The sequence below is a fragment of the Clostridium moniliforme genome (assembly GCF_017873235.1).
GTDB lineage: Bacteria > Bacillota > Clostridia > Clostridiales > Clostridiaceae > Clostridium > Clostridium moniliforme.
On the sequence record NZ_JAGGJZ010000005.1, the window covers coordinates 161,503 to 185,216 of the forward strand.

Here is a 23,714-nt window from a genome sequence, read left to right on the forward strand (position 1 = left end):
CAAGCACTTTTAAAATTCTTATAATTAGATTGAGAATAATACACCAGCAATTGTTCCTGTTAAACAAGTTGCAAGAGCACCACCTAATAATGCTTTAAAACCTAATTTAGCAATTAAACCTTTCTTTTCTGGAGCTAGTGCACCAATACCACCAATTTGAATTGCAACTGAACTAATATTAGCAAATCCACATAATGCATAAGTTAATATCATTACAGTCTTAGGTTGAAGTGTATTTGAAATTCTTGCAAGTTCTGAATATGCAACAAACTCATTTAACATAACTTTTTGACCAAGTAAACTACCGGCAGTTGTAATATCAGCACTTGGAATACCCATTGCAAATGTTAATGGAGAGAATATTTTTCCTAAAATCCATTGGAAGCTAAGTTCTGGGAATCCAACAAAACCACCTAATTTAGCTAATATGTAATTAAGTAACGCAATAAGTGCAACAAAAGCTAAAAGCATAGCAGCAACATTTAATGCAAGTCCTAATCCTTCACTTGCTCCATTTGCAGCAGCTTCAACAACATTTGATGCAGTTTGCTCTACTGAAATGTCTGTAGTATTTTTAGTTTTTGGTTCTTCAGTTTCAGGTACAAGTATTTTTGCAAGCATAAGACCAGCAGGAGCAGCCATTATACTACCTGCAAGTAAATCACCAGCATTAATACCCATAGCTACATATCCTGCCATAACTCCACCTGCAACAGTTGCCATACCACCTACCATAATTGCCATAAGTTCTGACTTAGTCATATCTTTTATAAATGGTTTAACAAGTAAAGGGGCTTCTGTTTGACCCAAGAAAATATTACCAACAGCACTAAGTGTTTCAGCACCTGATGTTCCAAGTAATTTTGAAATTCCTTTTGCAATGATTTTAACGATAAATTGCATAATTCCTAAATAATAAAGTATTCCCATTAAAGCTGAGAAGAATATAATTGTTGGAAGAACTTGAAGTGCAAATATCATTCCAAAAGTTTTTTGGTCCATTAAGTTACCAAATAAGAATTTAGAACCTTCTAAAGTAAAGTCTAGAAGCTTAGTTATTGCTTTACTACAAAACTCAAAGAAAGCTCTACCAGCTGGAACTTTTAAAATTACTAGGGCAAAAGCTACTTGTAATCCTAATGCCATTCCAACTAAACGCCAATTAATTTTTTTTCTGTTTTCTGAGAATATTACTGCTATTAATATAATGGCAGCAATACCTATTAATCCTATAAATCTACTCAATTTGATTTCTCCTTTGTATATAAAATTTGAGCTATACTATAATTTTTTAATTATTTCTCTAGTTAATTTCATGAAGCTATTTTTAACCTTATTTGAGGTTTCCACAACTTCTTCATGATTAAGTGGCTGTTTTAAAATTCCAGCAGCCATATTTGTTATACATGATATTCCTAAAACATCAATATCAGAATGATTAGCAATAATTACTTCAGGTACAGTAGACATTCCAACAGCATCTCCACCTAAAACTCGAACCATTCTAATTTCAGCAGGAGTTTCATAAGTTGGTCCGCTAAACATAGTATAAACACCATCTTTAACCTCTATTCCTAAATCCTTTGCTGTATTTTTAGCAATTTCTCTAAGATAAGGTTTATAAGCAGTTGACATGTCTGGGAATCTTGGACCAAAATCGTTTAAATTTTTTCCTATTAGTGGATTTGCACCAGAAAAATTAATTTGATCATTAATAATCATTAAATCTCCAGGCTTAAATTCTGTATTAACAGCTCCAGCAGCGTTGGTAACGATTAACTTAGTTACGCCAATAAGCTTCATCACTCTAACTGGAAAGGTTACTTCCTGCATAGAATATCCTTCATAGTAATGAAATCTTCCTTGCATAGCTACAACAACTTTTCCTTCTAATTTACCTATAACTAGACGACCTATGTGGCCTTCTACAGTTGAAACAGGGAAATTAGGTAGTTCTTCATATGGATAGAATTCAGGTTCTTCAATTAAATCTGCAAGAGAACCTAAACCAGATCCTAGAATAAGACCGATTTCAGGTTTGTATTTACTCTTTGAAAGTATATATTCTGAAGTGGTCTTTATTGTGTTTGATAAATCCATTTAATCACTCCTATTAATAGTTTGGTTAAATATTAAAATTTTGATTTAAAAATATATAAATTATGCTTTATCATATTAAATTATATGATAAATTTAATTAAATTTAAATATAAAAATTAAAAATTAATCAAATAAATAAGATTTTTATAAATATCACAAAAAATATATCTAAAAGAATATAATAAAATATAGTGTTTTATTGGTGGTGGATTAAAATAATTATTTTAAGTTTTTTAATTTTAATAATATTAAATATTGTTATTACCTCAAGAAAATTTAATGGTAAGAAAAGTGATGTAATAATAATATTAGGTTGTAATTTAAGAAGTTATTATATAGACAAGAGGATAGAAAGGGGAGTTAATCTATATAAGGATAAAATGGCAACTAATATAATTGTTACTGGATTAGGTAGCGGAAAAATTAGTGAAGCTTTAGGCATGAAGAGAAAATTAATAAAGCTAGGAATTCCAGAAGAGCATATATTGCTTGAAGAAAAAGCAAAAAATACTTATGAGAATTTAACATTTTCTAAGGAAATAATGAATTTAAAAAACTTTAAAACTGCAATTATTGTTTCAGATAGATATCATTTAGCTAGAATTAAGATGATATGTAAAAATATAAAATTAAAAGCAACCTTTGAAAGTTATATTTATAAATATAATAAAAGAAGTTATATTTTATTGATTTTAAGAGAAGTTATAGCTTTTATTAAGGATTTTTTTATTAGCAAATTAAACAAAAAATAAACTGATACCTAAAAGTCAAATATCAAAATTAAAATTTACTATTAGGTATCAGTTTACAAAATCATATATTATTTATTTTGTAAGAATTTTTCGCCTACTATAACTACATCACCAGCACCAACTGTAAGTAGAATATCACCATTTTTAACATGAGATTTAACATATTCTACAGCTTCATCGTGAGAATGAACATTTGTACATTTAACACCAGTTTTTCTAATTGCATCTCCAAGTTCATCAGAAGAAACAAGTCCAGTATCCTTTTCTCTAGCTGCGTATATATCCATTAATATTAGTTCATCTACATCATTAAATGCAGTAGCAAATTCATCAAATAAGGCTTTTGTTCTAGTGTATGTGTGTGGTTGAAATACACAGAATGTTCTTTTATGAGGAATTTTCTTTGCTGTATTTAATGTAGCTTTTATCTCTGTTGGATGATGTGCATAATCATCTATTACAGTAATGCCATCTCTTTCACCTTTATACTCAAATCTTTTGTGGGCTCCTTTGCATTCGATTAGTCCCATTTTTATATCTTCGTATGGAAGATTAAATATTAAACCAACACAAATACTTGATAGTGCATTTAGTATATTATGAGTTCCAGGCATATTTAACTGAAGATCAAATAATTCTTTGTTATCTCTACAAACTGTAAAAGAAGCACAACCTCTATTATCATATTTAATATTTGTTGCAGTTACATTTGCATTCTCAAAGCCATAACTTAAAGTATTACATTTAGATTCTTTTAAAATATTAGCTACATTTTCATCTCCATTATATCCTACAAGATATCCGTCTTCAGGAATTAATTTTGAGAACTTTTTGAATGTTTCCTTTATATGATTTAAATCTTTGTAGTAATCAAGGTGGTCAGCATCTATATTTAATATTATTCCTATGTAAGGGAAGAATTTTAAAAATGATTCTTTGTATTCACAAGCTTCAGTTACAAAATAATCACTACTTCCTATTCTATAATTACCACCAATTACATCAAGGTCACCACCTATAAGTATTGTTGGATCCAAATTACTTTTTAAAGTAATATTTGTAACCATTGAAGTGCAGGTAGTTTTACCATGAGTACCAGCTATAGCTACATTATATTTATGACCTTTCATTATAAGTCCTAAGAATTCAGCTCTATCCATAAGATGAATCCCTTTATTTTTAGCTTCGACTATTTCAGGATTATCAGATGGAATAGCAGCTGTATAAACAACTAAGTCAACATCTTTTATATTTTCTTTTCTATGACCTATATATATTTCTGCTCCTTTTTCTTTTAAGTTATTAGTTGTTTTTGATTCTTTAAAGTCAGAACCAGAAACTTTAAATCCCTTATTTAAAAGCACAGCGGCAAGACCACTCATGCTTACACCGCCAATTCCTATAAAGTGAACTTTTTTATTAGTATCTTTTAAAAAATCAAATGACATGAAATCAACCCCTTTTTATTAGTTCATTTATAATTATATACATTTTTAATTAATTGAACACAACAAAACAATTAATTATTAAAAATATTTTAGAAAAATAATCCATATTTAAAAATAATTCTAAAATATTTAACACTTAAGTGAAGAAAATATATTGCGAAAGTATAAAATTTAGAATAAAATATGAATATTAAGACCTTAAAGAGTTAAAATAATTCGTATATTTTCGTACAATAATTTAAAAATGTAGGTGGTTATAATGGAAAAATTAAGCAGAAATAGTAGAGTTGTTGTAATAACAAAAATACTTATTGAAAATCCAAATAAAATTATTGGATTAAATAGATTTTCGGAATTATTAAATGCAGCTAAATCAACTATAAGTGAAGATATAGTTATAGTAAGAGAGATTTTAGAAAAATTAGAAATGGGAAAAGTTGAAACCATTGCAGGAGCTGCAGGGGGGATAAGATATATTCCTGAAATGAGTATTTCAAAAGGAAAAGAATTTGCTCTTAAATTATGTGAACTTTTAAAGGATGATGGAAGAGTAATACCTGGAAACATAATATATATGACAGATTTAATGTATAATCCAGAAATAATAAGTAGAGCTGGAACAATACTTTCATCATGGTTTGAAAAAATGAATATAGATTATGTTATAACAGTTGAGACAAAAGGAATACCATTAGCTTATGAGGTTGCTAGAAACTTAGGAGTTCAACTTGTAATTGCAAGAAGAGATAATCAATTTACAGAAGGTACAACTATGACAATAAATTATGTATCAGGTACAAGTGGAAGACTTCAACAAATGTCTCTTTCAAAGAAAGCAATGAAAAGTAATTCAAAATGCGTATTTATAGATGACTTTATGAAGGGTGGAGGAACAGCTCTTGGAATTAAAGATCTTTTAAAAGAATTTGATAGTGAACTTGTTGGTATTGGAGTTTTAGTTGATAGCAAGGAAGCAAAGAAAAAACTTATAGATGAATATGTTTCAATAGTTGAGTTAAATTCTGTAAATGAGTCATCAATAGTTGATGTTACTCCATCAAAAATATTTGAATAATTATATCGATTACACCAAAAGTAAAAAATTCGCGAAATTTTTAAAATATTTCCAAATAAAAAGAGGAATTTACCAATCCTTTGGAGAATTAAATATTATCAAGGCAACTGGAGGTGTAGTCAATGCAAATTACAGACGTTAGAATTAGAAAGATAGCTACGGATGGAAAGATGAAAGCGATAGTATCTGTCACTTTTGATGATCAATTTGTTGTTCATGACATTAAAGTTATCGAGGGGCAAAATGGATTATTTATCGCTATGCCAAGTAGAAAGACACCAGATGGAGAGTTTAAGGATATAGCACATCCTATAAACACAGACGCAAGAGAAACAATACAAACAGCAATTCTTCAGGCGTATGACAAAGCTTTGTTAGAAGAATCAAATGTTAACTAATTAAATAATAAAAATAAAGGGGAGAAATCCCTTTTATTTTTTTGCTATAAACAAACTATTTAAGAATAATATAATGTGTATATAAAGATAATATTAATGATTAGTATTTTTAAAGTTTTACAAAGGTTGAAAAGGAAGATACGTTGAAATATAATTATATAGGTATAGTTTGATTTATAAATTATGAATTAAAAACAATTATTAATAAAAAAGTATCATAATAGAGGTGGTAAAATGTATAAATGTGCATTAATACTTGCAGCAGGCCAAGGAAAGAGAATAAAATCAGATATTCCTAAAGTATTACATAAGGTTTGCGGTAAGGAAATGGTTAATCATGTTATAGACAACATGAGAAAAGCAAACATAGAAGATGTAAATGTAATTATAGGAAAAGGTGCTGAGTTAGTTAAAGAAGGCACTAAAGAAAGAAATGTTTCATATTCTCTACAAGAAGAACAATTAGGTACTGGACATGCTGTTAAATGCGCTACAGATTTCTTAAAGGGAAAAAAGGGAACTGTTATAGTTTTTGCAGGAGATGCACCATTAACAAAGGAATCCACTATAGAAAACTTAATAAAAGAACATGAAGAAAACAAAAATTCAGCAACATTATTAAGTGCAATGGTTGAAGATCCAACTGGATATGGAAGAATTATTAGAGATTCTAATGGAGATGTTTTAAAAATAGTAGAACATAAAGATTGTAATGAGGAAGAGCTTCTTGTTAATGAAATGAATGCAGCAATGTATTGTTTTGATATAGAAGAATTATTAAATTCATTAGAAAAACTTTCAAATAATAATAATCAAGGAGAATACTACTTAACAGACGTAATAGGTATTCTTAAAGATGAAGGCAAAAAGATTGGAGCTGTTGTAACTGATTATGAAGATACAATAGGAGTAAATTCAAGAGTTCAACTTGCAGAAGCTGAAGAGATTTTAAGAAATAGAATTAATAATATCCATCTTAATAATGGGGTAACATTAATAGATCCAAAAGCAACTTATATAGGTGTTGATGTTAAAATAGGAAAAGATACAATTATATATCCAGGAACAATAATAGAAGGAAACACTGTTATAGGATCAGATTGTTTAATAATGCAAAATTGCAGAATAAAAGATAGCAAAATTAATGATGGTGCAACAATTGAATCATCAGTAATATTAGATAGTGAAATTGGTAAGAATACTACAGTTGGACCATTTGCTTATATAAGACCTGAAAGTAAAATTGGTGAAAAAGCAAGAATTGGAGATTTCGTAGAAATTAAGAAATCAACTATAGGAAATGGAACAAAGGTTTCACATTTAACTTATATAGGAGATGCTGAAGTTGGAGATGGATGCAACTTTGGATGTGGAACAGTAGTTGTTAATTATGATGGAAAAGTAAAGAATAAGACAATAATAGGAAATCATAGTTTCATAGGATGTAATACTAATTTAGTTTCTCCAGTAAGAGTTTATGATAACACTTATATTGCAGCAGGTTCTACAATTACTAATGATGTTGAAGAAGGTGACCTTGCAGTAGCTAGAGCAAAACAAAGAAACATCAAAGGATGGGTAGAAAAGAAAGGTCTAATGAAGTAAATATTTGAATTTTATATAAAAATAGCTAAAGTTTGAGGAGGTCTTCGTTAATTATGTTAAGTCATGGAAAGAATATAAAAATATTCACAGGGAATTCGCATCCTGAATTAGCACAAGAAATTGCTAAAATTTTAGGATTAAAAGTAGGAGAAGGTACTGTAGGAACTTTTAGTGATGGAGAGATATCAGTAAATATTGGTGAAACTGTAAGAGGAGCTGATGTATTTATAGTACAATCAACTTGTTCACCAGTTAATAATAATTTAATGGAACTATTAATTATGATAGATGCGTTTAAAAGAGCATCAGCAGGTAGAATTATAGCTGTTATCCCATACTATGGTTATGCAAGACAAGATAGAAAAGCTAAGTCAAGAGATCCAATAACTGCAAAGTTAGTAGCTGATCTTTTAACAACAGCTGGAGCAGATAGAGTATTAACAATGGATTTACATGCAGCACAAATTCAAGGATACTTTAATATTCCAGTTGATCATTTAGTTGGATCACCAATACTTGCAAATTACTTTATTGAAAAAGGACTACAAGATAGAGATGATGTTGTAGTTGTATCACCAGATCTTGGTAGTGTAACAAGAGCTAGAAAGTTTGCAGATAGATTACATGCACCAATAGCAATTATTGATAAGAGAAGACCTAAAGCTAATGTATCTGAAATAATGAATATAATTGGAGATGTTGAAGGCAAGAAGTGTATATTGATAGATGATATGATAGATACTGCTGGAACAATTGCAAATGCTGCAAATGCATTAAAAGATTTAGGAGCTGAAAATGTATATGCTTGCTGTACTCATGGAGTATTATCAGGACCAGCTTTTGAAAGAATAAACAGTTCAGCAATAGAAGAATTAGTTATGCTAGATACTATTAAATTACCAGAAGGAATTAATAACAGTAAATTTAAATCAATATCAGTAGCTCCAATATTTGCAGAAGCTATAAAAAGAATTTATGATGATGAACCTATAAGCAAGCTATTTGAAGTGTAGTACATAATTGTTTATCAAATGTTTGTTAAAAATAAAAACCTCTAGATTTTGAACTAGAGGTTTTGAATTTAACTAAAATAGTTACGTATAGTTAATAATTTGTAACTTTTAGATAAAAATATACTAAAGTGTACTAAAAAATGATAAATTTATAATTAATAATGTTAAAGTTAATAATATAAAATATGGAGGTGCCACATATGGAAGGCGTTTTAGGAAAAGTACTAGTAGTTGATGATGATGAAAATATTTGTGAAGTCATAAACATGTATGTTAAAAGTGCTGGTTATGATACAAGAGTAGCTCATAATGGAAAAGAAGCAGAGGAGTTATTTTTAGATTATAAACCAGATATAGTATTATTAGATGTTATGATACCTAATATAGATGGAATAGATGTATTAAAATGGATAAGAAAAGAAGGAACAACTCCTGTAATAATGCTTACTGCAAAGGGAGATACATTTGATAAAGTTTTAGCTTTAGAACTTGGAGCAGACGATTACATAGTTAAACCATTTGAACCAAAAGAATTACTTGCAAGAGTTAAAGCTGTAATGAGAAGATATACAGCAGATAATACAAATAAAGAAGTAATTCAATACAATGATTTAACAATTGATGCTAATTCATATAGAGTAGTATACAAAAATAATGAAGTTAAGATGCCACCTAAAGAATTTGAACTATTATATTACCTAGCATGTAATAAAAATAGAGTATTTACAAGAGAACAGTTATTATGTGAAGTTTGGGGATATGATTATCCAGGAGATTCAAGAACAGTTGATGTTCATGTTAAAAGACTTAGAGAAAAACTTCATTCAGGAGATACATGGCAAATAGAAACTGTTTGGGGGGTTGGCTACAAATTCGAGGTGAAATAGATGAAAAAAAATAGCTTATCATATAAGCTTATAATAACCTTTACTTTAATTTTGGCCACTGCACTTGTAGTAGTTGCTGGAGTTTTATCAATTTGGTTTAAACAATACTATTTTGATCAAAAAAAAGAGCAACTTAACAAAGAAAGTACAATTATAGAAAGTGCAGCTATCTCTTATTTAACTTTAGATAAGAGTTCCAATCTAACTACTTTGAAAAACGTAATGGACTTTGTTAGTAAAACAGTAGATGCAGAAATATTGATAACTGATAATTTAGGGTATACATATGCAGTTTCTAGTAGTGCTCATGAAAATTATAAATTTTCTTCGTTAGGAATTCCAAAAGAGGATATGGATGCATTAAAAAAAGGTAAATCAATAGAATATGGCAGTATAAAAACTTCAACTAAGAATGATTACGTATATTTAAAACCTATTTTTAACAAAAACTATTTTAGTGGCGTTATAGTTATGGTTATTCCTATAGATCGTATGCTTAATCCAATAATAAAGGTTAATGAAGTTATTTGGATTACAGCTATCATTGCTATAATTATTGGTGCGATTGTAGTTTTCTTATATAGTAAGAAACTTTTAATTGACCCTATAGATAAAATTACTACAGCAGCTAGGAGATTATCTAAAGGTGGAGTAGAAGAAAGAGTTGATATAAAATCAAACAATGAAATTGGTGAGCTTGCAGAGTCATTTAATATTATGGCTGAGTCTCTTCAACAAGTTGATGATAATAGAAGGGCTTTTATATCAAATGTTTCTCATGAATTAAGATCGCCAATAACATCAATAAAAGGATTTATATCAGGAATATTAGATGGAGTAATTCCAAGAGATAAAGAAGGATATTATTTAAATATCGTATATGAAGAAACTGATAGATTATCAAGACTTATAAATGATTTATTAGATATATCAACTTTAGAATCAGGAAAGATGAAGCTTAATAAGCAAGAGATAGATATAAGCAATTTAATAAAACACACTATAGCAAAATTTGAAGGTGCTATAAACAACAAAGGTTTAACTGTTGATGTAGTATTAGAACAAGAACATCAGTATGTTATAGGAGATAACGATAAGATAACTCAAGTTGTTACAAACTTAATAGATAATGCAATGAAATACAGCTATGAAAATGGTGAAGTAAAAATTAATACTAAGTCAAAAGGTGATAAGGTATTTGTAAGTATATATAACGATGGAGAAACATTATCTAAGGAACAATTAGTTAAAATTTGGGATAGATTTTATAAAGTAGATGTATCTAGAACAAATAAGGTAAGTACAGGCCTTGGATTGCCAATAGTAAGATTAATTCTCACAGAACATGGGGAAGATATTTGGGTTGAAAACTATAAAGATACTGGAGTTATATTTACATTTACTTTAACTAAAAAATAAGTTTTGGTGATGTATATGAATAATAAAAAAGGAAATGGAAAAATAAATATAAAAAGTAAGAATAGCATTATTACTCGAAAAAATGTATTAATAGTAATAGCAGCATTATTATTAGCTATAATATCAAGCGTTGTATCTATAAAGTATGTTTTTTTCAAAATTAGTCATAAAGAATTAAAAGAGCTAAATAATCCAAGTGGAATTAATGTTGAAGTTGTAGCTGAGAAACATATAAAGAATATAATAAGCGAAGTAGGACCTTCTTTAGTTAGTGTTGGAAGCAACCTAGAAGATTTAGAATCTCATAAGTTACCAAGTAATAACTCCACTGGAGTAATACTTACTAAAGATGGGTTAATAATGATACCATATAGTAGTATAAAAGATTACAAAAAAATATATGTTAAATTACCTGCTAAAGGAGTTAAGCCTAAAAAAGCTACATTATTAGGATATAATAAGGAAACAGATACAGCTTTAATAAAAGTTCAATGTAATGATTTAGTACCTATAAAGATTTCAAATGACACTTCAATAAGAGAAGGTAGTATTGTTTATGCTGTTGGAAATTCAATTGGAGCTAATTATATTGGATTAATAACACCAGGTATAGTAACATCAACAAGTCATAGAGTTAAAGTTTATAATGAGGATTATAAAATTATACAAACAAACGCTGCTATGAATAATGAAAATTATGGTGGAGTTTTGTGTAATGTTTATGGAGAACTTATAGGAATAAACAGCAAATATCTAACTAAGAAATATGATGAGGATAATTTATTCTTTGCTATAAGTAGTGATGCTATAAAAGATATTACGAAAAATATAGTAAAAGAATTTGATGTTTTAGGCTTAAGAGGTTCAGAAATTAAAATTGATAATATTCAAAAAAAAGGTTTTTATATTGAAAGTTTAGATGAAAATGGTAAGGCTGCAAAAGCTGGAATCAGACCTACTGATATAATTCTATTAGCAAATAATAAACCTATATTATCATATGATGATTTAATTAAAGATGTAAAAAATTCAGATAATAAAAATAAAGTAGAATTACAAATATTAAGAGACGGAAAAACAAAAAAAATATATATAGTGATGTAAAATAATAAAGAGACTTTTTTAAGTCTCTTTATTATTGCAAAAATTTAGTATAATATTTAAGTAGTATTGAATAGAAAGATATTTATTGAGAAAAGATTATAATATATAGATAGTAGAAAGAGGAGATAATATGTTTTTAATAGTTGGACTTGGAAATCCTGAAGAGAAGTATGATAATACAAGACATAATATAGGATTTGAAGCAATAGATTATATAGCAAAAAAATATAATATAGATATAAATAGGAAAAAATTTAAAGGTGAGTATGGGGAAGGATTTATAGAAAATGAAAAAGTTATACTTATGAAGCCAACTACATATATGAACCTAAGTGGGGAATGTGTAAGAGAAGTTATTGATTTTTATAAACTTACTAATGAAGATATTTTAGTTATATATGATGATATAAGTTTGGACTTAGGTAAAATAAGGATAAGAAGAAAAGGAAGTGCTGGAGGACATAATGGAATTAAGAGCATAATAGCACATGTTGGAAGTGATGAATTTTCAAGAATTAAAATTGGGGTAGGACAACCTAAAGGGGATTTAGTTAATTATGTTTTAGGTAAGTTTTCAAAAGAAGAAAAAGAGGTTTTAGAAGAAGTTCTAGAAGTTAGTAAATTAGCTACAGATACAATCATAAGAGAAGATATAAATTCTGCAATGAATAAATATAATGGATTTAAGGCAAATAAAAGTGTTTAAGGATGGTGTATTAAAATGAGATTAGAAGGGTTAATGAAGCCCTTAATTGAGAGTGAAGAGTTTGGAAAAGTAAAAAGTTATATAGATAATAACAAATTTCCAACTGCAATATATGGTTTATCAGAATCAGGAAGGACGTATTTTATAAATGCTTTATTTGAACAATATGATAAACCTTTAGTTGTAGTTACTCACAGTGATATTGAGGCAAAAAATCTATATGAAGATTTAAGCTTTTATTCAACAGAAGTTTATTATTTCCCAGTTAGAGAAGTGGTTTTCTATAATATAGATGCCATCTCGGGAGATTTAAGATGGGCAAGGCTTAAGGTAATAAAAGAAATTTTAAGCAAAAAGAAAAAAATAATAGTAACTTCAGTGGAAGCTTTTGCAGCTAATTATACTCCAATAAATTATTATAAAAAGCATAAAATAAATTTGAAATTAGGAAATGAAGTAAACTTTAATGAGATAAGCAAGTTACTAATAGAGAGTGGATATGAAAGAGTTGAAATGGTAGAAGGAAAGGGAGAATTTGCAAGAAGGGGGGGGATATTAGATGTATATCCACCAGATTCAGCATACCCTTATAGAATTGAATTATTTGGAGATGAAATTGATTCAATAAGAACATTTAACGTTGAATCTCAAAGAAGTATAGAAAAGGTAAAATCAATAAAAATATTTCCAGCAAAGGAGATAATTATTGATGATAATGTTATAAATTATGCAAAGGAAAATCTAAAAAGTGAATTAGATAAAGCGTTAAAAAACAATAAGGATGAAGTTGTTAGAGAAAGGCTTACTGAAACTATAAATAGAAATATAGAAAGTTTAATTGAAACTTCAAGCTTTGAAACTATAGATTCATATCTTCCATTTTTTTATGATAAGTTAGAGAGTTTGTTTGATTACTTTAAGGATTATAATTTTATAATTGATGATACAACAAGAGTACTTGGAAAACTTGAAGGAACTTATAGTGAGTTTACAGAGAATTTCTCAATGTTTCTTCAAAAAGGAAATATACTTCCTAAACATTCTGAACTTTTACTTAAGTATGAAGATGTTATTGACAGATTTTCTAGTTGTAATTTAGTTACATTAGATACATTTCAAAAGAGTAGGGATGTGTTTAGACCTCGTGAAATAGCAAATATTACTCAATTAACACTTAATAATTATCAAGGACAATTAGACTTTTTAATTGAGGATATTAAAGATAAAAAAAATAAGGGATTTAAAACATTAATTTTATCAGGAACAAGAACTAGAGGAGAAAGGCTAGTTGATACTTTAAGAGATAGAGAAATTGAAAGTGTTTATAAGGATAATGTTTCTGATATACAATGTGGAGAAGTTGTAATAACTTTTGGTAATCTATTAAAGGGATTTGAGTATCCAGAAGAAAAGATATGTGTAATATCAGATAAAGAAGTTTTTGGAGAAGCAAAGAGAAAGTTATCAAAGAAAAGAAAAACTAAAAAAGGTGTAGCAAAGATAAATTCTTTTGCTGAACTTAAAATAGGTGATTACGTTGTTCATGTAAATCATGGGGTTGGAGTATATAAAGGAATAAAACAAATAGAAGTTTCAGGAAATACTAGAGATTATCTTGATATAGTATATGATAAAGGAGATAAGCTCTATGTTCCAGTTGAACAGCTTGATTTAATTCAAAAATATATAGGTAGTGAAGGGAAAACTCCTAAGATTAATAAACTAGGAGGAAATGAATGGCAGAAGGCTAAAAGTAAGGTTAGAAAATCAATAAATGAAATAGCCAAAGATTTAGTTAAGTTATATGCAACTAGGGCTACTTTAAAAGGACATAAATTTAGTAAAGATACACAGTGGCAAAGACAATTTGAAGATGAATTCCCTTATGAAGAAACTCCAGATCAAATCACATCTCTTCAAGAGATAAAAGAAGATATGGAATCTCAAAAATCAATGGATAGACTTCTTTGTGGTGATGTTGGTTATGGAAAAACAGAAGTTGCTTTAAGAGCTGCATTTAAAGCAGTTATGGATGGTAAACAGGTAGCTTTTTTAGTTCCAACAACAATATTAGCGGAGCAACATTATAAAAATATGCTTAAAAGATTTTCAGATTTTCCAATTAAGATAGATATGATAAGCAGATTTAGAACTGCAAAACAACAAAAGGCTACAATACAAGCTGCTAAGGAAGGTAATGTTGATATTTTAGTAGGAACACATAAACTTGTTGCAAAGGATATACAGTTTAAAGATTTAGGACTTTTAATAATTGATGAAGAACAAAGATTTGGTGTTAAACAAAAAGAAAAAATAAAAGAAATTAAGAAAAATGTTGATGTACTAACATTAAGTGCAACACCTATTCCAAGAACACTTCATATGTCTTTAACTGGGGCACGTGATATTTCAGTAATAGAAACTCCTCCAGAGGAAAGATATCCAGTTCAAACATATGTTATAGAGCAAAATGATCAGCTTATAAGAGATGCGATACTTAGAGAAATGAATAGAGGTGGTCAGGTTTTCTTTGTTTATAATAGAGTTGAAAGTATTGAAAGCATGGCAAACTATATTAAAGAATTAGTTCCTGAAAGTAGAATTACATTTGCACATGGAAGAATGACAGAAAGACAACTTGAAACTGAAATGATGTCTTTTATGAATAAAGAATATGATGTTTTAGTATGTACAACAATTATTGAAACTGGAATTGATATTCCAAATGTAAACACAATAATAGTTTTTGATGCAGATAAAATGGGATTATCACAACTTTATCAATTAAGAGGAAGAGTTGGAAGATCAAATAAAATAGCATATGCATACCTTTTATACACTAAAGATAAAGTATTAACAGAGGTTGCAGAGAAAAGACTTAAGGCATTAAAAGACTTTACTGAACTTGGATCAGGTTTCAAAATTGCTATGAGAGACTTAGAAATAAGAGGAGCAGGAAATATGATGGGTTCAGCTCAGCATGGTCATATGGCTACAATAGGTTATGATTTATATTGTAGAATGCTTGAAGATACAATAAAGGTTATTAAGGGAGAAATAGAAAAAGAGCCAGTTGAAACTACAGTTGATATTAAAGTAGACGCTTATATTCCATCTAATTTCATATCAGATGAAAATCAAAAAATTGAAGTGTATAAAAAGATTGCTGCTATTGAAAGCTATGATGAGTACATGGAAATTAAAGATGAATTAGAAGATAGATATTCTGAGATACCAGACTCTGTTTATAATTTAATGGATATAGCTTATATTAAGAGTAAAGCTAGATCACTAAATATAGAAGAAATAAAAGAAACACCAAAAAATATATTCTTTAAATTTGAAGAAGGGGATAAAGGATACAAAAAAATATTTAAAGTACTTTTAGAAAATTATAAAAGTAATGTTATTCTTAAGTTTGGAAAAAATCCTGAATTTGAATTTAAAAAAGATAGTGTAAAGAAAGAAGAGTTATTAGCCTTCTTTAAAGAAATGTTAGATAGAATAATAAAAGTAATAAATACTTAAAATATATGCAATTGAACTTGATGTATAATATTGATATACTGTAAATATGTGAATTTTTAGGAGATAAATTAGTGAAAAAATAAATAGTAAAGTGAGGAAGAAAAGTGGGTAAGATTAAAAAAATACTAGCTATGGGACTAATTTCTATGGTTAGCTTATCATTTGTAGGTTGTAAAATGATAGCTAAAACACCTGAAGCTATTCAAAATGAAACTATAGCCAAAGTTGGAGATAAAAAAATAACTAAAGGCGATTTAGATAAACTTATGGAGTCTAAATATCAACAATATGAACAACAATATGGAAAGGATTATATGAGTAATCCTCAAGTAAAAGCTCAAGTTGAACAAGAAAAGAAAATGATGTTAGATTCACTAGTTAATCGTGATGTTGTAATTGGAATGGGAGAAAAAGAAAAGTGGATTCCAAGTGACAGTGAAATAAATAAAGAAGTAGACAAAAACTTTAATGAAATGAAAAATAATTTAAAAAAGGCTTATGGTATAAAAGATGATAAGCAATTTAATGAACTTTTAAAATCATCAGGATATGCAGATGAGGCAGCATATAAAAAGGAATTAAGACAACAAGTAATATACAATTCAATATTAACTAAACATGTATTTAATAATATTAACGTTACAGAAGCAGATGCTAAAAAATACTATGATACAAATAAAGAAAAGTTTACTGTTCAACCAGGTGCAGATGTATATCAAATAATTACAAAAGATAAAAAGGATATAGAAAAAGCAGAGAAAGAACTTAAAGATGGTGAAAAATTTAGTAAGGTTGCAGAAAAGTACAATATAGATGGAACAAAGACTACTGGAGGTTCATTAGGATACATTCCTTATAATTCAACACAATATGTAAAAGAATTTATGGATGCAGTTAAAAAACTTAAAAAAGATGGTGAGGTATCACAACCTGTAAAATCTCAATTTGGATACCATATAATAAAAGTTGAAGGAATTAAAACAAAAGCTCAAGTTCAACCATTTGATAAAGTTAAAGATCAAATAATGAAAGAACTAAAAGGAGAAAAACAAGAAACAGCTTATACAGATACTATAAAAAAATGGAAAGATGAGCTTGGAGCTAAAATATATGAAGATAAATTAAATAAATAATAGAAATAACACCTAAATTTTAGGTGTTATTTTTTTAAATAATGGATATATGTGCATAAAATTTCTATCTAGTCAAATAATAATAATGTTACTAAATTTAACAGTATTTTATAAGGAGGTTAACTATAAAATGAAAGCTACAGGTATAGTTAGACGTATTGATGACTTAGGTAGAGTTGTTATACCAAAAGAAATAAGAAGAACTTTAAGAATTAGAGAAGGAGATCCACTTGAAATATTTACAGATAGAGAAGGTGGAGTAATACTTAAAAAATATTCTCCAATAGGAGAACTTACAGATTTTTCAAAGGAATATGCTGAAAGTTTACAACAAACAATAGGACATATAATTTTAATAAGCGATAAAGATGCATTTATATCAGCTAGTGGGGTACCTAAGAAAGATTACATAGATAGAAAAATCAGTAATGAATTAGAAGATATTATGGAAGGTAGAAAGCCTGTATTACTTGGGGAAGGTTCTAAAAAATTAATTCCATTACATAGTGATGAAGAAATAGGAAACATGACATCACAAGTAATAGCACCTATAATAGCTGAAGGTGATGCAATTGGAGCTGTAATAATATTATCTAAGCAATCAGGAGAAAAACTAGGTGAGTTAGAATTAAAATTAGCTGAAACAGCAGCATCATTTTTAGGAAAACAAATGGAACAATAAAAAATCTCTTCTAAATTAATTAAAAGAATAAATAAAAGTAATAATACCTCTAAACTTAAAATAATAATTATTAATAAAAGAATCAGTTTGGAGGTATTTTATGAAAAAACAATCCTTAATAAAAGGAAGCATAGTATTAGGGATGGCTGGAATATTAGCAAGATTTCTTGGCTTATTTTTTAGATGGCCTATTATCATGCTAATAGGAGATGAAGGAATGGGACTTTATCAAATGTCATATCCATTATATATGTTTTTTGTAGCTATGGCATCAGGAGTTCCAGTTGCTATGTCGAAGATAATATCAGAAAATAATGCAATAGGGGATATAGAAAGAAGTTTTAAAGTTGTAAAATCTTCAACTTACATGATGTTAATTTTAGGAGCAGGAACATCATTTTTTTTATTTTTCTTTGCAAAGCCTATAATAAGTTTTTTGAAGTGGGATATTAAATCATACTATTCTTTAATAGGAATATCTTTTGCACCTATCATAATTTCTATTATGACTATATTTAGAGGGTTTTTCCAAGGACTTCAAAATATGACACCATCTGCAGTTTCTCAAATATTAGAACAGATAGGTAGAGTTGTATTTGGTGTTGGACTAGCAGTACTGTTTCTTCCAAGAGGGATAGAATTTGCAGCAGGAGGAGCTGCATTTGGAGCGGCAGCTGGTGGAATTTTAGGAGGGGGATATCTTTATATTAAATACTTAATTACTAAAAGAGATTATGGAATTAAAAAAATAAAAAGTGACTCAAGAATAATGAATAAAATTCTTAAAATTGCAATTCCAATATCGCTAGGAGCGACAGTTGGAACAATAATGAGTCTTATTGATTCAATATTTATTCCACAAAAGCTGTTAGAGGCTGGCTTTACAAGTGAAGAAGTAATAGTTTTATATGCTCAACTTACTGGAAAAGCATCAGTTATTGTGAATATACCAATGACTCTTTCAATGGCTCTTTCAATGTCATTAATTCCAATAATAGCAGAAGAATTTATATTAAAGAGAAAAAGGAATGTAGAAAATAAAACTAATCTCTCAATTAGAATATCTACAGTAATTGCAATACCTTGTATGTTTGGGATGTTTTTTATGGCAGAACCAATAATGAAATTTATATTTCCAGGTAGATATGATGGGTTTGAAATACTTAAATATTTATCTTTAACTGTACCTTTTGTTATATTAACCCAAACAACAACAGCTATATTGCAAGGTATAGGAAAATATACATTACCAGTTTTAAATTTATTTATTGGATGTGGAGTAAAACTTATATTAACACTTATATTAGTTCCTATTCCTAAATTTAATATTTATGGAGCTGTTATAGCTAGTATATTGGCTTATATTTCAACAACAATATTAAACTTAATAGTATTAAAGATAAGTTTGAAAGCTAAAATAGGAATTAGAAATAATATAATCAAACCTTTAATATCATCAACAATTATGATTATTATAGTTTTATTTAGTTATAGAATTATTTTGAATTATACAATGAGTAATGGCTTATCTTGTTTATTATCAATAATTTTAGGTGCTATAATATATATAACTTCAATTATTTACATGAATGTTTTTGATATTAAAGATGTGAGAAGTAGATTAGCTAAAAAATAAATATACAAAAGGAGAAATAACTGATGATTAAGATTATTGGTCTAGGGCCAGGAACAATTGAGGCACTTACGATAGGTGCATTAAAGTTATTAGAAGGAAGTAAAAATATTTACATTAAAACACAAACTCATCCAATAGTTAAATTTATAAAAGAAAAAAATATAAAATTTAAGACATATGACCATTTTTATAATGCTGAAAATAGTTTTAATGAGGTTTATAAAGAGATTGCTAAAGATTTAATAAAATCTTATAAGGAAACAGGAGAAGTTGTATATGCAGTTCCTGGAAATCCATTAGTTGCTGAAAAATCAGTTTTAGAACTTATTAATCTTTGTGTAAAAGAAAAAATAGAATATGAAATTTTGCCATCAGTTAGTTCAATAGATGTTTTAATATCTAAGCTTAATATAGATTCAAGTGAAAAATTAAAAGTTATTGATGCTTTTGATATTAAAAATCAAATTTTTGATAAAAGAATGAATATTATAATAACTCAAATTTATAATAAGTTTATTGCATCAAAGGTTAAACTTAAACTTCTAGAATATTATGATAGTGAAACAAAAATAATTTATGTTAAATCTTCTGGTATTAAGGATGTGGAAATTATTAAGGAGATATCTTTATGTGATCTTGATGATCAGAAAGATATAGATTGTTTAACAAATATCTATATACCTAAAGGTTTAGAAAGTAAGAAAGATATAAATGATTTGATTGAATTGGTGGATTTATTAAGAAGTGATAAAGGTTGCCCTTGGGATAGAGAACAAACTCATGAAAGTATAAAAAATGAGTTAGTAGAAGAAAGCTATGAAGTTAAAGATGCTATTGAAAATTGTGATGAGGATGCTTTAATAGAAGAACTAGGAGATGTTTTATTACATGTTATATTTCATTCATCAATAGGTAAAGAAAATGGAGAGTTTGAATTTAATGATGTTGTTGAAGGAATATATAATAAAATGGTAGGTAGGCATCCACATATATTTAATTCTACTAAACTATCTAGTTCACAAGAAGTTTTAAAAAGTTGGGATGAATTAAAGAAAGAAGAAAAAGGATTTAACACTATTACAGATGAATTAAATGGAGTAGCAAGAGCACTTCCAGCATTAATAAGAGCTCATAAGGTTCAGAATAAAGCAAGGAAAGTTGGGTTTGATTGGGATAATGTTAAAGATGCTTCAAGTAAGGTGTTAGAAGAATTAGAAGAAGTTTTAGAGGTATATAATAGTGAAAATAAGGAAAGAATAATAGGAGAGGTTGGAGACCTTTTATTTGCATGTGTTAATGTATCAAGGTTTTTAGATGTTGATGAAGAGGAAGCGTTAAATAAAACAACTGATAAGTTTATAAGAAGATTTAGTTATATAGAAGAACAAGCAATTAAAAATGGGAAAGATTTAAAAAGTATGACATTGGAAGAGATGGATAAATTTTGGGATGAAGCCAAGAAGCAAGAAAATAATTAGTTTTAGAAGGAATTTAGAAACTTTTAGAGAATATATTTAATATTAAATCTATGCTTATAAATTATTACATTATATTTACCTTCTTTACAGTAAATATATGAATATTTCTGTATTCAGTATAGACGGAAGCTTAAAGTAATAATATAATAAGATAATGTAAGTGTAGTACATAAAGATTAGCTAGTACTATAATTTATATAACTAGTTATTTAAGGAGGATGTAATTGTGAATAAAGCAGAATTAATTACTAGTATGGCTGAAAAGTCAAAATTAACTAAAAAAGATGCAGAAGTAGCTTTAAAAGCATTTATAGAAAGTGTTGAAGAAGCTTTAGAAAACGGTGAAAGAGTTCAATTAGTAGGATTCGGAACTTTTGAAACTAGAGAAAGAGCTGCTAGAGAAGGAAGAAATCCAAGAACTAAAGAAACTATAAAAATTCCAGCATCAACTGTTCCAGTATTCAAAGCTGGTAAAGAATTTAAAGAAAAAGTTAATAAATAGTTTTTTGAACCCGAGGGAGATGCTCGGGTTCTTTTATAAACACAAATTTCTAAAATTTATTAAAAAAGAAGGTGACCTTGTATGAGATTAGATAAATATTTAAAAGTGTCAAGACTTATAAAAAGAAGAACTGTTGCAAAGGAAGCTTGTGAAAGTGAAAGAGTTTCTATAAATGGCAAGGTTGCAAAATCAGGAACTCAAATAAAAGAAGGCGACATAATAGAAATAGTATTTGCAAATAAGATTTTACGTGCAGAGGTACTTAACATAGCTGAACATGTGAGAAAAGAAGATGCAAAAGATATGTATAAATTATTGGAGGGACAAGAAATAGATTAGTTTTATAATAATCTCTAAAGATACTAATTATAAGAATATAGGAATAAATAATTACATATATTTCTTAATAAGAGTAATGTCTAAAGGAGATTATATTATGGAAAGGAAATCTGATAGTATACAATTAACTAAAAAAAGTTCTATTCAATTAGAAAATAGAAGAAAACTTTCATTAACAGGTGTTGATGAAGTTATGAGTTTTGACGAAGAAAAAATAGTTTTAAATACTATACTTGGAAAGTTAAAAATTAATGGGCAAGGTCTCAAAATGAATAAGCTTGATGTAAAAAATGGAGAGGTTATAATAGAAGGATATATTGCAAGCATGATATATTATGGCAAAGTGAAATCAAAACATAAGAAATTGAATTTAAAGAAGTTTATAGGCAGGTAAAGTTATGCCGTTAGAGTTAGAAGTTCAATTTAATATTGTATTTTATGCTTTAATTTCAGGTCTTATATTGGGTATTTTTTTCGATATATATAGAATTATTAGAGGGAAAAAAGAGCATAAAATAATAAGAATGATACAAGATATTTTATTTTGGATTTTAAGTGCTTTTATTATATTCACATTTTTACTTTATAAAAATTATGCTTTTTTAGGAGCTTATGTTTATTTATGTATGGGTATAGGGCTATTTATATATTTAAAACTTTTTAGCAAATTAGTTTATAAGATAGAAAAAGTAGTTTTCAATGGAATAAAAACATTATTAAGAAGAGGCTATAAAAATTTAAGTTATCCTTTTAGAATTATGTTAGCAAAATTTAATAACAAATAATAAATATAATGAAAAATAACTTGAATTAAAAGTTAAGAGTGTTTAAAATATATTTATAGAATCTAAAATATGAGGTACTATGGATGATAAAGAAATTAAAAGGAAAAAATTTAATAATCTTAGTACTATGCCTTGTTTTCTTATTTAGTTTTATTAGACAAGAGCGAGCTATTATTAACATAAAAAAACAAATAGATGAAAAGCATATAGAATTAGAAAAAATTAAACAAAAAAACAAGCAACTTGAAGAAGAAGTCAAAAGTGCTAATTCTGATGAGTATATTGAGACTTTAGCTAGAGAAAGGCTTAAAATGGTTAAGCCAGGAGAAAAAATTATAAATGATAAAAATGTTGACTCAAAGTCTGAAAAGTAGGTTATTATTAATGATAACATATATATTTTATTTAAATTAAGGAGGAATCTTTTAAACATGACCTTAGAGGCAGGAAACATATTAGAGGGTAAAGTGGTAAACATCACTAATTTTGGAGCTTTCGTTGAATTAGAAGGCGGGAAGACAGGTCTAGTTCATATATCAGAAGTAGCAGATTCTTTTGTAAAGGACATAAGACAACATTTAAAAGAAGAAGATAAAGTAAAGGTAAAGGTTATATCAATTGATGATAACGGAAAAATTAGTTTATCAATAAAACAAGCAGAAACTAAGCCAAAGAAATCATCTAGACCAGCTGAATTTGATTGGACTAGCGAAAAGAAAAAAGCTACAGGGAATTTTGAAGATAAAATTTCTAAGTTCTTAAAAGATAGTGAAGAAAGAATGCAAGATGTTAAAAGACATCAAGATTTTAAAAGTAAAAATAGTAAAAAGTCATTCTAAAACATAAGACATCATATAAATTTAATATATAAATCTATATAATAAAAAGCCTTTAGACGTTTAAGCTAGTGGCTTTTTATTGTTTTTAAAAACTATACATAATATTAAAACAAATAAAAAATTAAAAAAAATGTTGACAGTATTATAAGTATACTATATAATAACTATTGTCGTCAGAAATGATAGAAAAAACTCATGCCGAAGTGGCGGAACTGGCAGACGCACAGGACTTAAAATCCTGCGGTGGTTAAACACCGTACCGGTTCGATTCCGGTCTTCGGCACC

The 23,714-nt window shown here is 27.8% G+C and carries 23 protein-coding genes and 1 tRNA gene; 21 read left to right on the plus strand and 3 right to left on the minus strand.

All coding sequences use genetic code 11. From position 1 onward, the window contains the following. Positions 1-24: 24 nt before the first annotated feature. Both J2Z53_RS09225 and J2Z53_RS09230 read right to left on the minus strand, forming a co-directional pair. The gene (locus J2Z53_RS09225) at positions 25-1,245 is read right to left on the minus strand and encodes a NupC/NupG family nucleoside CNT transporter (protein ID WP_209797205.1); all 1,221 of its coding nucleotides are present in this window, start codon (positions 1,243-1,245) and stop codon (positions 25-27) included. 36 nt (positions 1,246-1,281) lie between these two features. Further along, positions 1,282-2,100, minus strand: a complete 819-nt coding sequence (locus J2Z53_RS09230; protein ID WP_209797206.1) for a purine-nucleoside phosphorylase — start codon at positions 2,098-2,100, stop codon at positions 1,282-1,284. Between the two features lie 191 nt (positions 2,101-2,291). Here J2Z53_RS09230 and J2Z53_RS09235 point away from each other — a divergent pair, with 191 nt between their 5' ends. Further along, positions 2,292-2,852: a YdcF family protein gene (locus J2Z53_RS09235; RefSeq protein ID WP_209797207.1), complete on the plus strand. Its 561-nt coding sequence runs from the start codon at positions 2,292-2,294 to the stop codon at positions 2,850-2,852. A gap of 68 nt (positions 2,853-2,920) precedes the next feature. Here J2Z53_RS09235 and murC read toward each other — a convergent pair whose 3' ends face one another. Continuing rightward, entirely contained in the window at positions 2,921-4,300 is a 1,380-nt protein-coding gene (gene murC / locus J2Z53_RS09240) for a UDP-N-acetylmuramate--L-alanine ligase (RefSeq protein WP_209797208.1), read from the minus strand. A 259-nt stretch (positions 4,301-4,559) separates the two neighbouring features. Between murC and purR the strand changes: the two genes are divergently transcribed. From purR to J2Z53_RS09340, 20 genes are all read left to right on the plus strand, one after another. Next, on the plus strand, positions 4,560-5,375 hold the full coding sequence (gene purR, locus J2Z53_RS09245; RefSeq protein WP_209797209.1) for a pur operon repressor: 816 nt from the start codon (positions 4,560-4,562) through the stop codon (positions 5,373-5,375). A 122-nt stretch (positions 5,376-5,497) separates the two neighbouring features. Beyond that, the gene (gene spoVG / locus J2Z53_RS09250) at positions 5,498-5,773 is read left to right on the plus strand and encodes a septation regulator SpoVG (protein ID WP_209797210.1); all 276 of its coding nucleotides are present in this window, start codon (positions 5,498-5,500) and stop codon (positions 5,771-5,773) included. A 234-nt stretch (positions 5,774-6,007) separates the two neighbouring features. Then, entirely contained in the window at positions 6,008-7,378 is a 1,371-nt protein-coding gene (glmU, locus tag J2Z53_RS09255; protein ID WP_209797211.1) for a bifunctional UDP-N-acetylglucosamine diphosphorylase/glucosamine-1-phosphate N-acetyltransferase GlmU, read from the plus strand. Between the two features lie 53 nt (positions 7,379-7,431). Beyond that, positions 7,432-8,391, plus strand: coding sequence for a ribose-phosphate diphosphokinase (locus J2Z53_RS09260; protein ID WP_209797212.1), 960 nt, complete (start codon positions 7,432-7,434; stop codon positions 8,389-8,391). Between the two features lie 200 nt (positions 8,392-8,591). After that, positions 8,592-9,278, plus strand: a complete 687-nt coding sequence (locus J2Z53_RS09265) for a response regulator transcription factor (RefSeq protein WP_209797213.1) — start codon at positions 8,592-8,594, stop codon at positions 9,276-9,278. Next, positions 9,279-10,697 (plus strand): HAMP domain-containing sensor histidine kinase, encoded by a 1,419-nt coding sequence (locus J2Z53_RS09270; protein ID WP_209797214.1) that lies wholly within the window; start codon positions 9,279-9,281, stop codon positions 10,695-10,697. Positions 10,698-10,712: 15 nt separating this feature from the next. Beyond that, positions 10,713-11,801 (plus strand): S1C family serine protease, encoded by a 1,089-nt coding sequence (locus tag J2Z53_RS09275; protein WP_209797215.1) that lies wholly within the window; start codon positions 10,713-10,715, stop codon positions 11,799-11,801. 130 nt (positions 11,802-11,931) lie between these two features. Continuing rightward, positions 11,932-12,507 (plus strand): aminoacyl-tRNA hydrolase, encoded by a 576-nt coding sequence (gene pth / locus J2Z53_RS09280; RefSeq protein WP_209797216.1) that lies wholly within the window; start codon positions 11,932-11,934, stop codon positions 12,505-12,507. Between the two features lie 15 nt (positions 12,508-12,522). Next, positions 12,523-16,035, plus strand: coding sequence for a transcription-repair coupling factor (gene mfd, locus J2Z53_RS09285; RefSeq protein WP_209797217.1), 3,513 nt, complete (start codon positions 12,523-12,525; stop codon positions 16,033-16,035). A gap of 104 nt (positions 16,036-16,139) precedes the next feature. Beyond that, positions 16,140-17,168, plus strand: a complete 1,029-nt coding sequence (locus J2Z53_RS09290; protein ID WP_209797218.1) for a peptidylprolyl isomerase — start codon at positions 16,140-16,142, stop codon at positions 17,166-17,168. 130 nt (positions 17,169-17,298) lie between these two features. Continuing rightward, the gene (spoVT, locus tag J2Z53_RS09295) at positions 17,299-17,850 is read left to right on the plus strand and encodes a stage V sporulation protein T (RefSeq protein WP_209797219.1); all 552 of its coding nucleotides are present in this window, start codon (positions 17,299-17,301) and stop codon (positions 17,848-17,850) included. A 100-nt stretch (positions 17,851-17,950) separates the two neighbouring features. Continuing rightward, the gene (locus J2Z53_RS09300) at positions 17,951-19,486 is read left to right on the plus strand and encodes a putative polysaccharide biosynthesis protein (RefSeq protein WP_209797220.1); all 1,536 of its coding nucleotides are present in this window, start codon (positions 17,951-17,953) and stop codon (positions 19,484-19,486) included. Between the two features lie 23 nt (positions 19,487-19,509). After that, on the plus strand, positions 19,510-20,964 hold the full coding sequence (gene yabN, locus J2Z53_RS09305) for a bifunctional methyltransferase/pyrophosphohydrolase YabN (RefSeq protein WP_209797221.1): 1,455 nt from the start codon (positions 19,510-19,512) through the stop codon (positions 20,962-20,964). 226 nt (positions 20,965-21,190) lie between these two features. Beyond that, on the plus strand, positions 21,191-21,466 hold the full coding sequence (locus tag J2Z53_RS09310) for an HU family DNA-binding protein (protein ID WP_204594072.1): 276 nt from the start codon (positions 21,191-21,193) through the stop codon (positions 21,464-21,466). A gap of 81 nt (positions 21,467-21,547) precedes the next feature. Beyond that, on the plus strand, positions 21,548-21,805 hold the full coding sequence (locus J2Z53_RS09315) for an RNA-binding S4 domain-containing protein (RefSeq protein WP_209797222.1): 258 nt from the start codon (positions 21,548-21,550) through the stop codon (positions 21,803-21,805). A 97-nt stretch (positions 21,806-21,902) separates the two neighbouring features. Then, entirely contained in the window at positions 21,903-22,199 is a 297-nt protein-coding gene (gene yabP / locus J2Z53_RS09320) for a sporulation protein YabP (RefSeq protein WP_209797223.1), read from the plus strand. Between the two features lie 4 nt (positions 22,200-22,203). Beyond that, the gene (yabQ, locus tag J2Z53_RS09325) at positions 22,204-22,590 is read left to right on the plus strand and encodes a spore cortex biosynthesis protein YabQ (protein WP_209797224.1); all 387 of its coding nucleotides are present in this window, start codon (positions 22,204-22,206) and stop codon (positions 22,588-22,590) included. 83 nt (positions 22,591-22,673) lie between these two features. Beyond that, on the plus strand, positions 22,674-22,964 hold the full coding sequence (locus tag J2Z53_RS09330; RefSeq protein WP_234925822.1) for an FtsB family cell division protein: 291 nt from the start codon (positions 22,674-22,676) through the stop codon (positions 22,962-22,964). Between the two features lie 57 nt (positions 22,965-23,021). Further along, positions 23,022-23,429, plus strand: a complete 408-nt coding sequence (locus tag J2Z53_RS09335; RefSeq protein WP_209797225.1) for a S1 domain-containing RNA-binding protein — start codon at positions 23,022-23,024, stop codon at positions 23,427-23,429. Between the two features lie 197 nt (positions 23,430-23,626). After that, a tRNA-Leu gene (locus J2Z53_RS09340) sits at positions 23,627-23,712 on the plus strand. Positions 23,713-23,714: the final 2 nt, after the last annotated feature.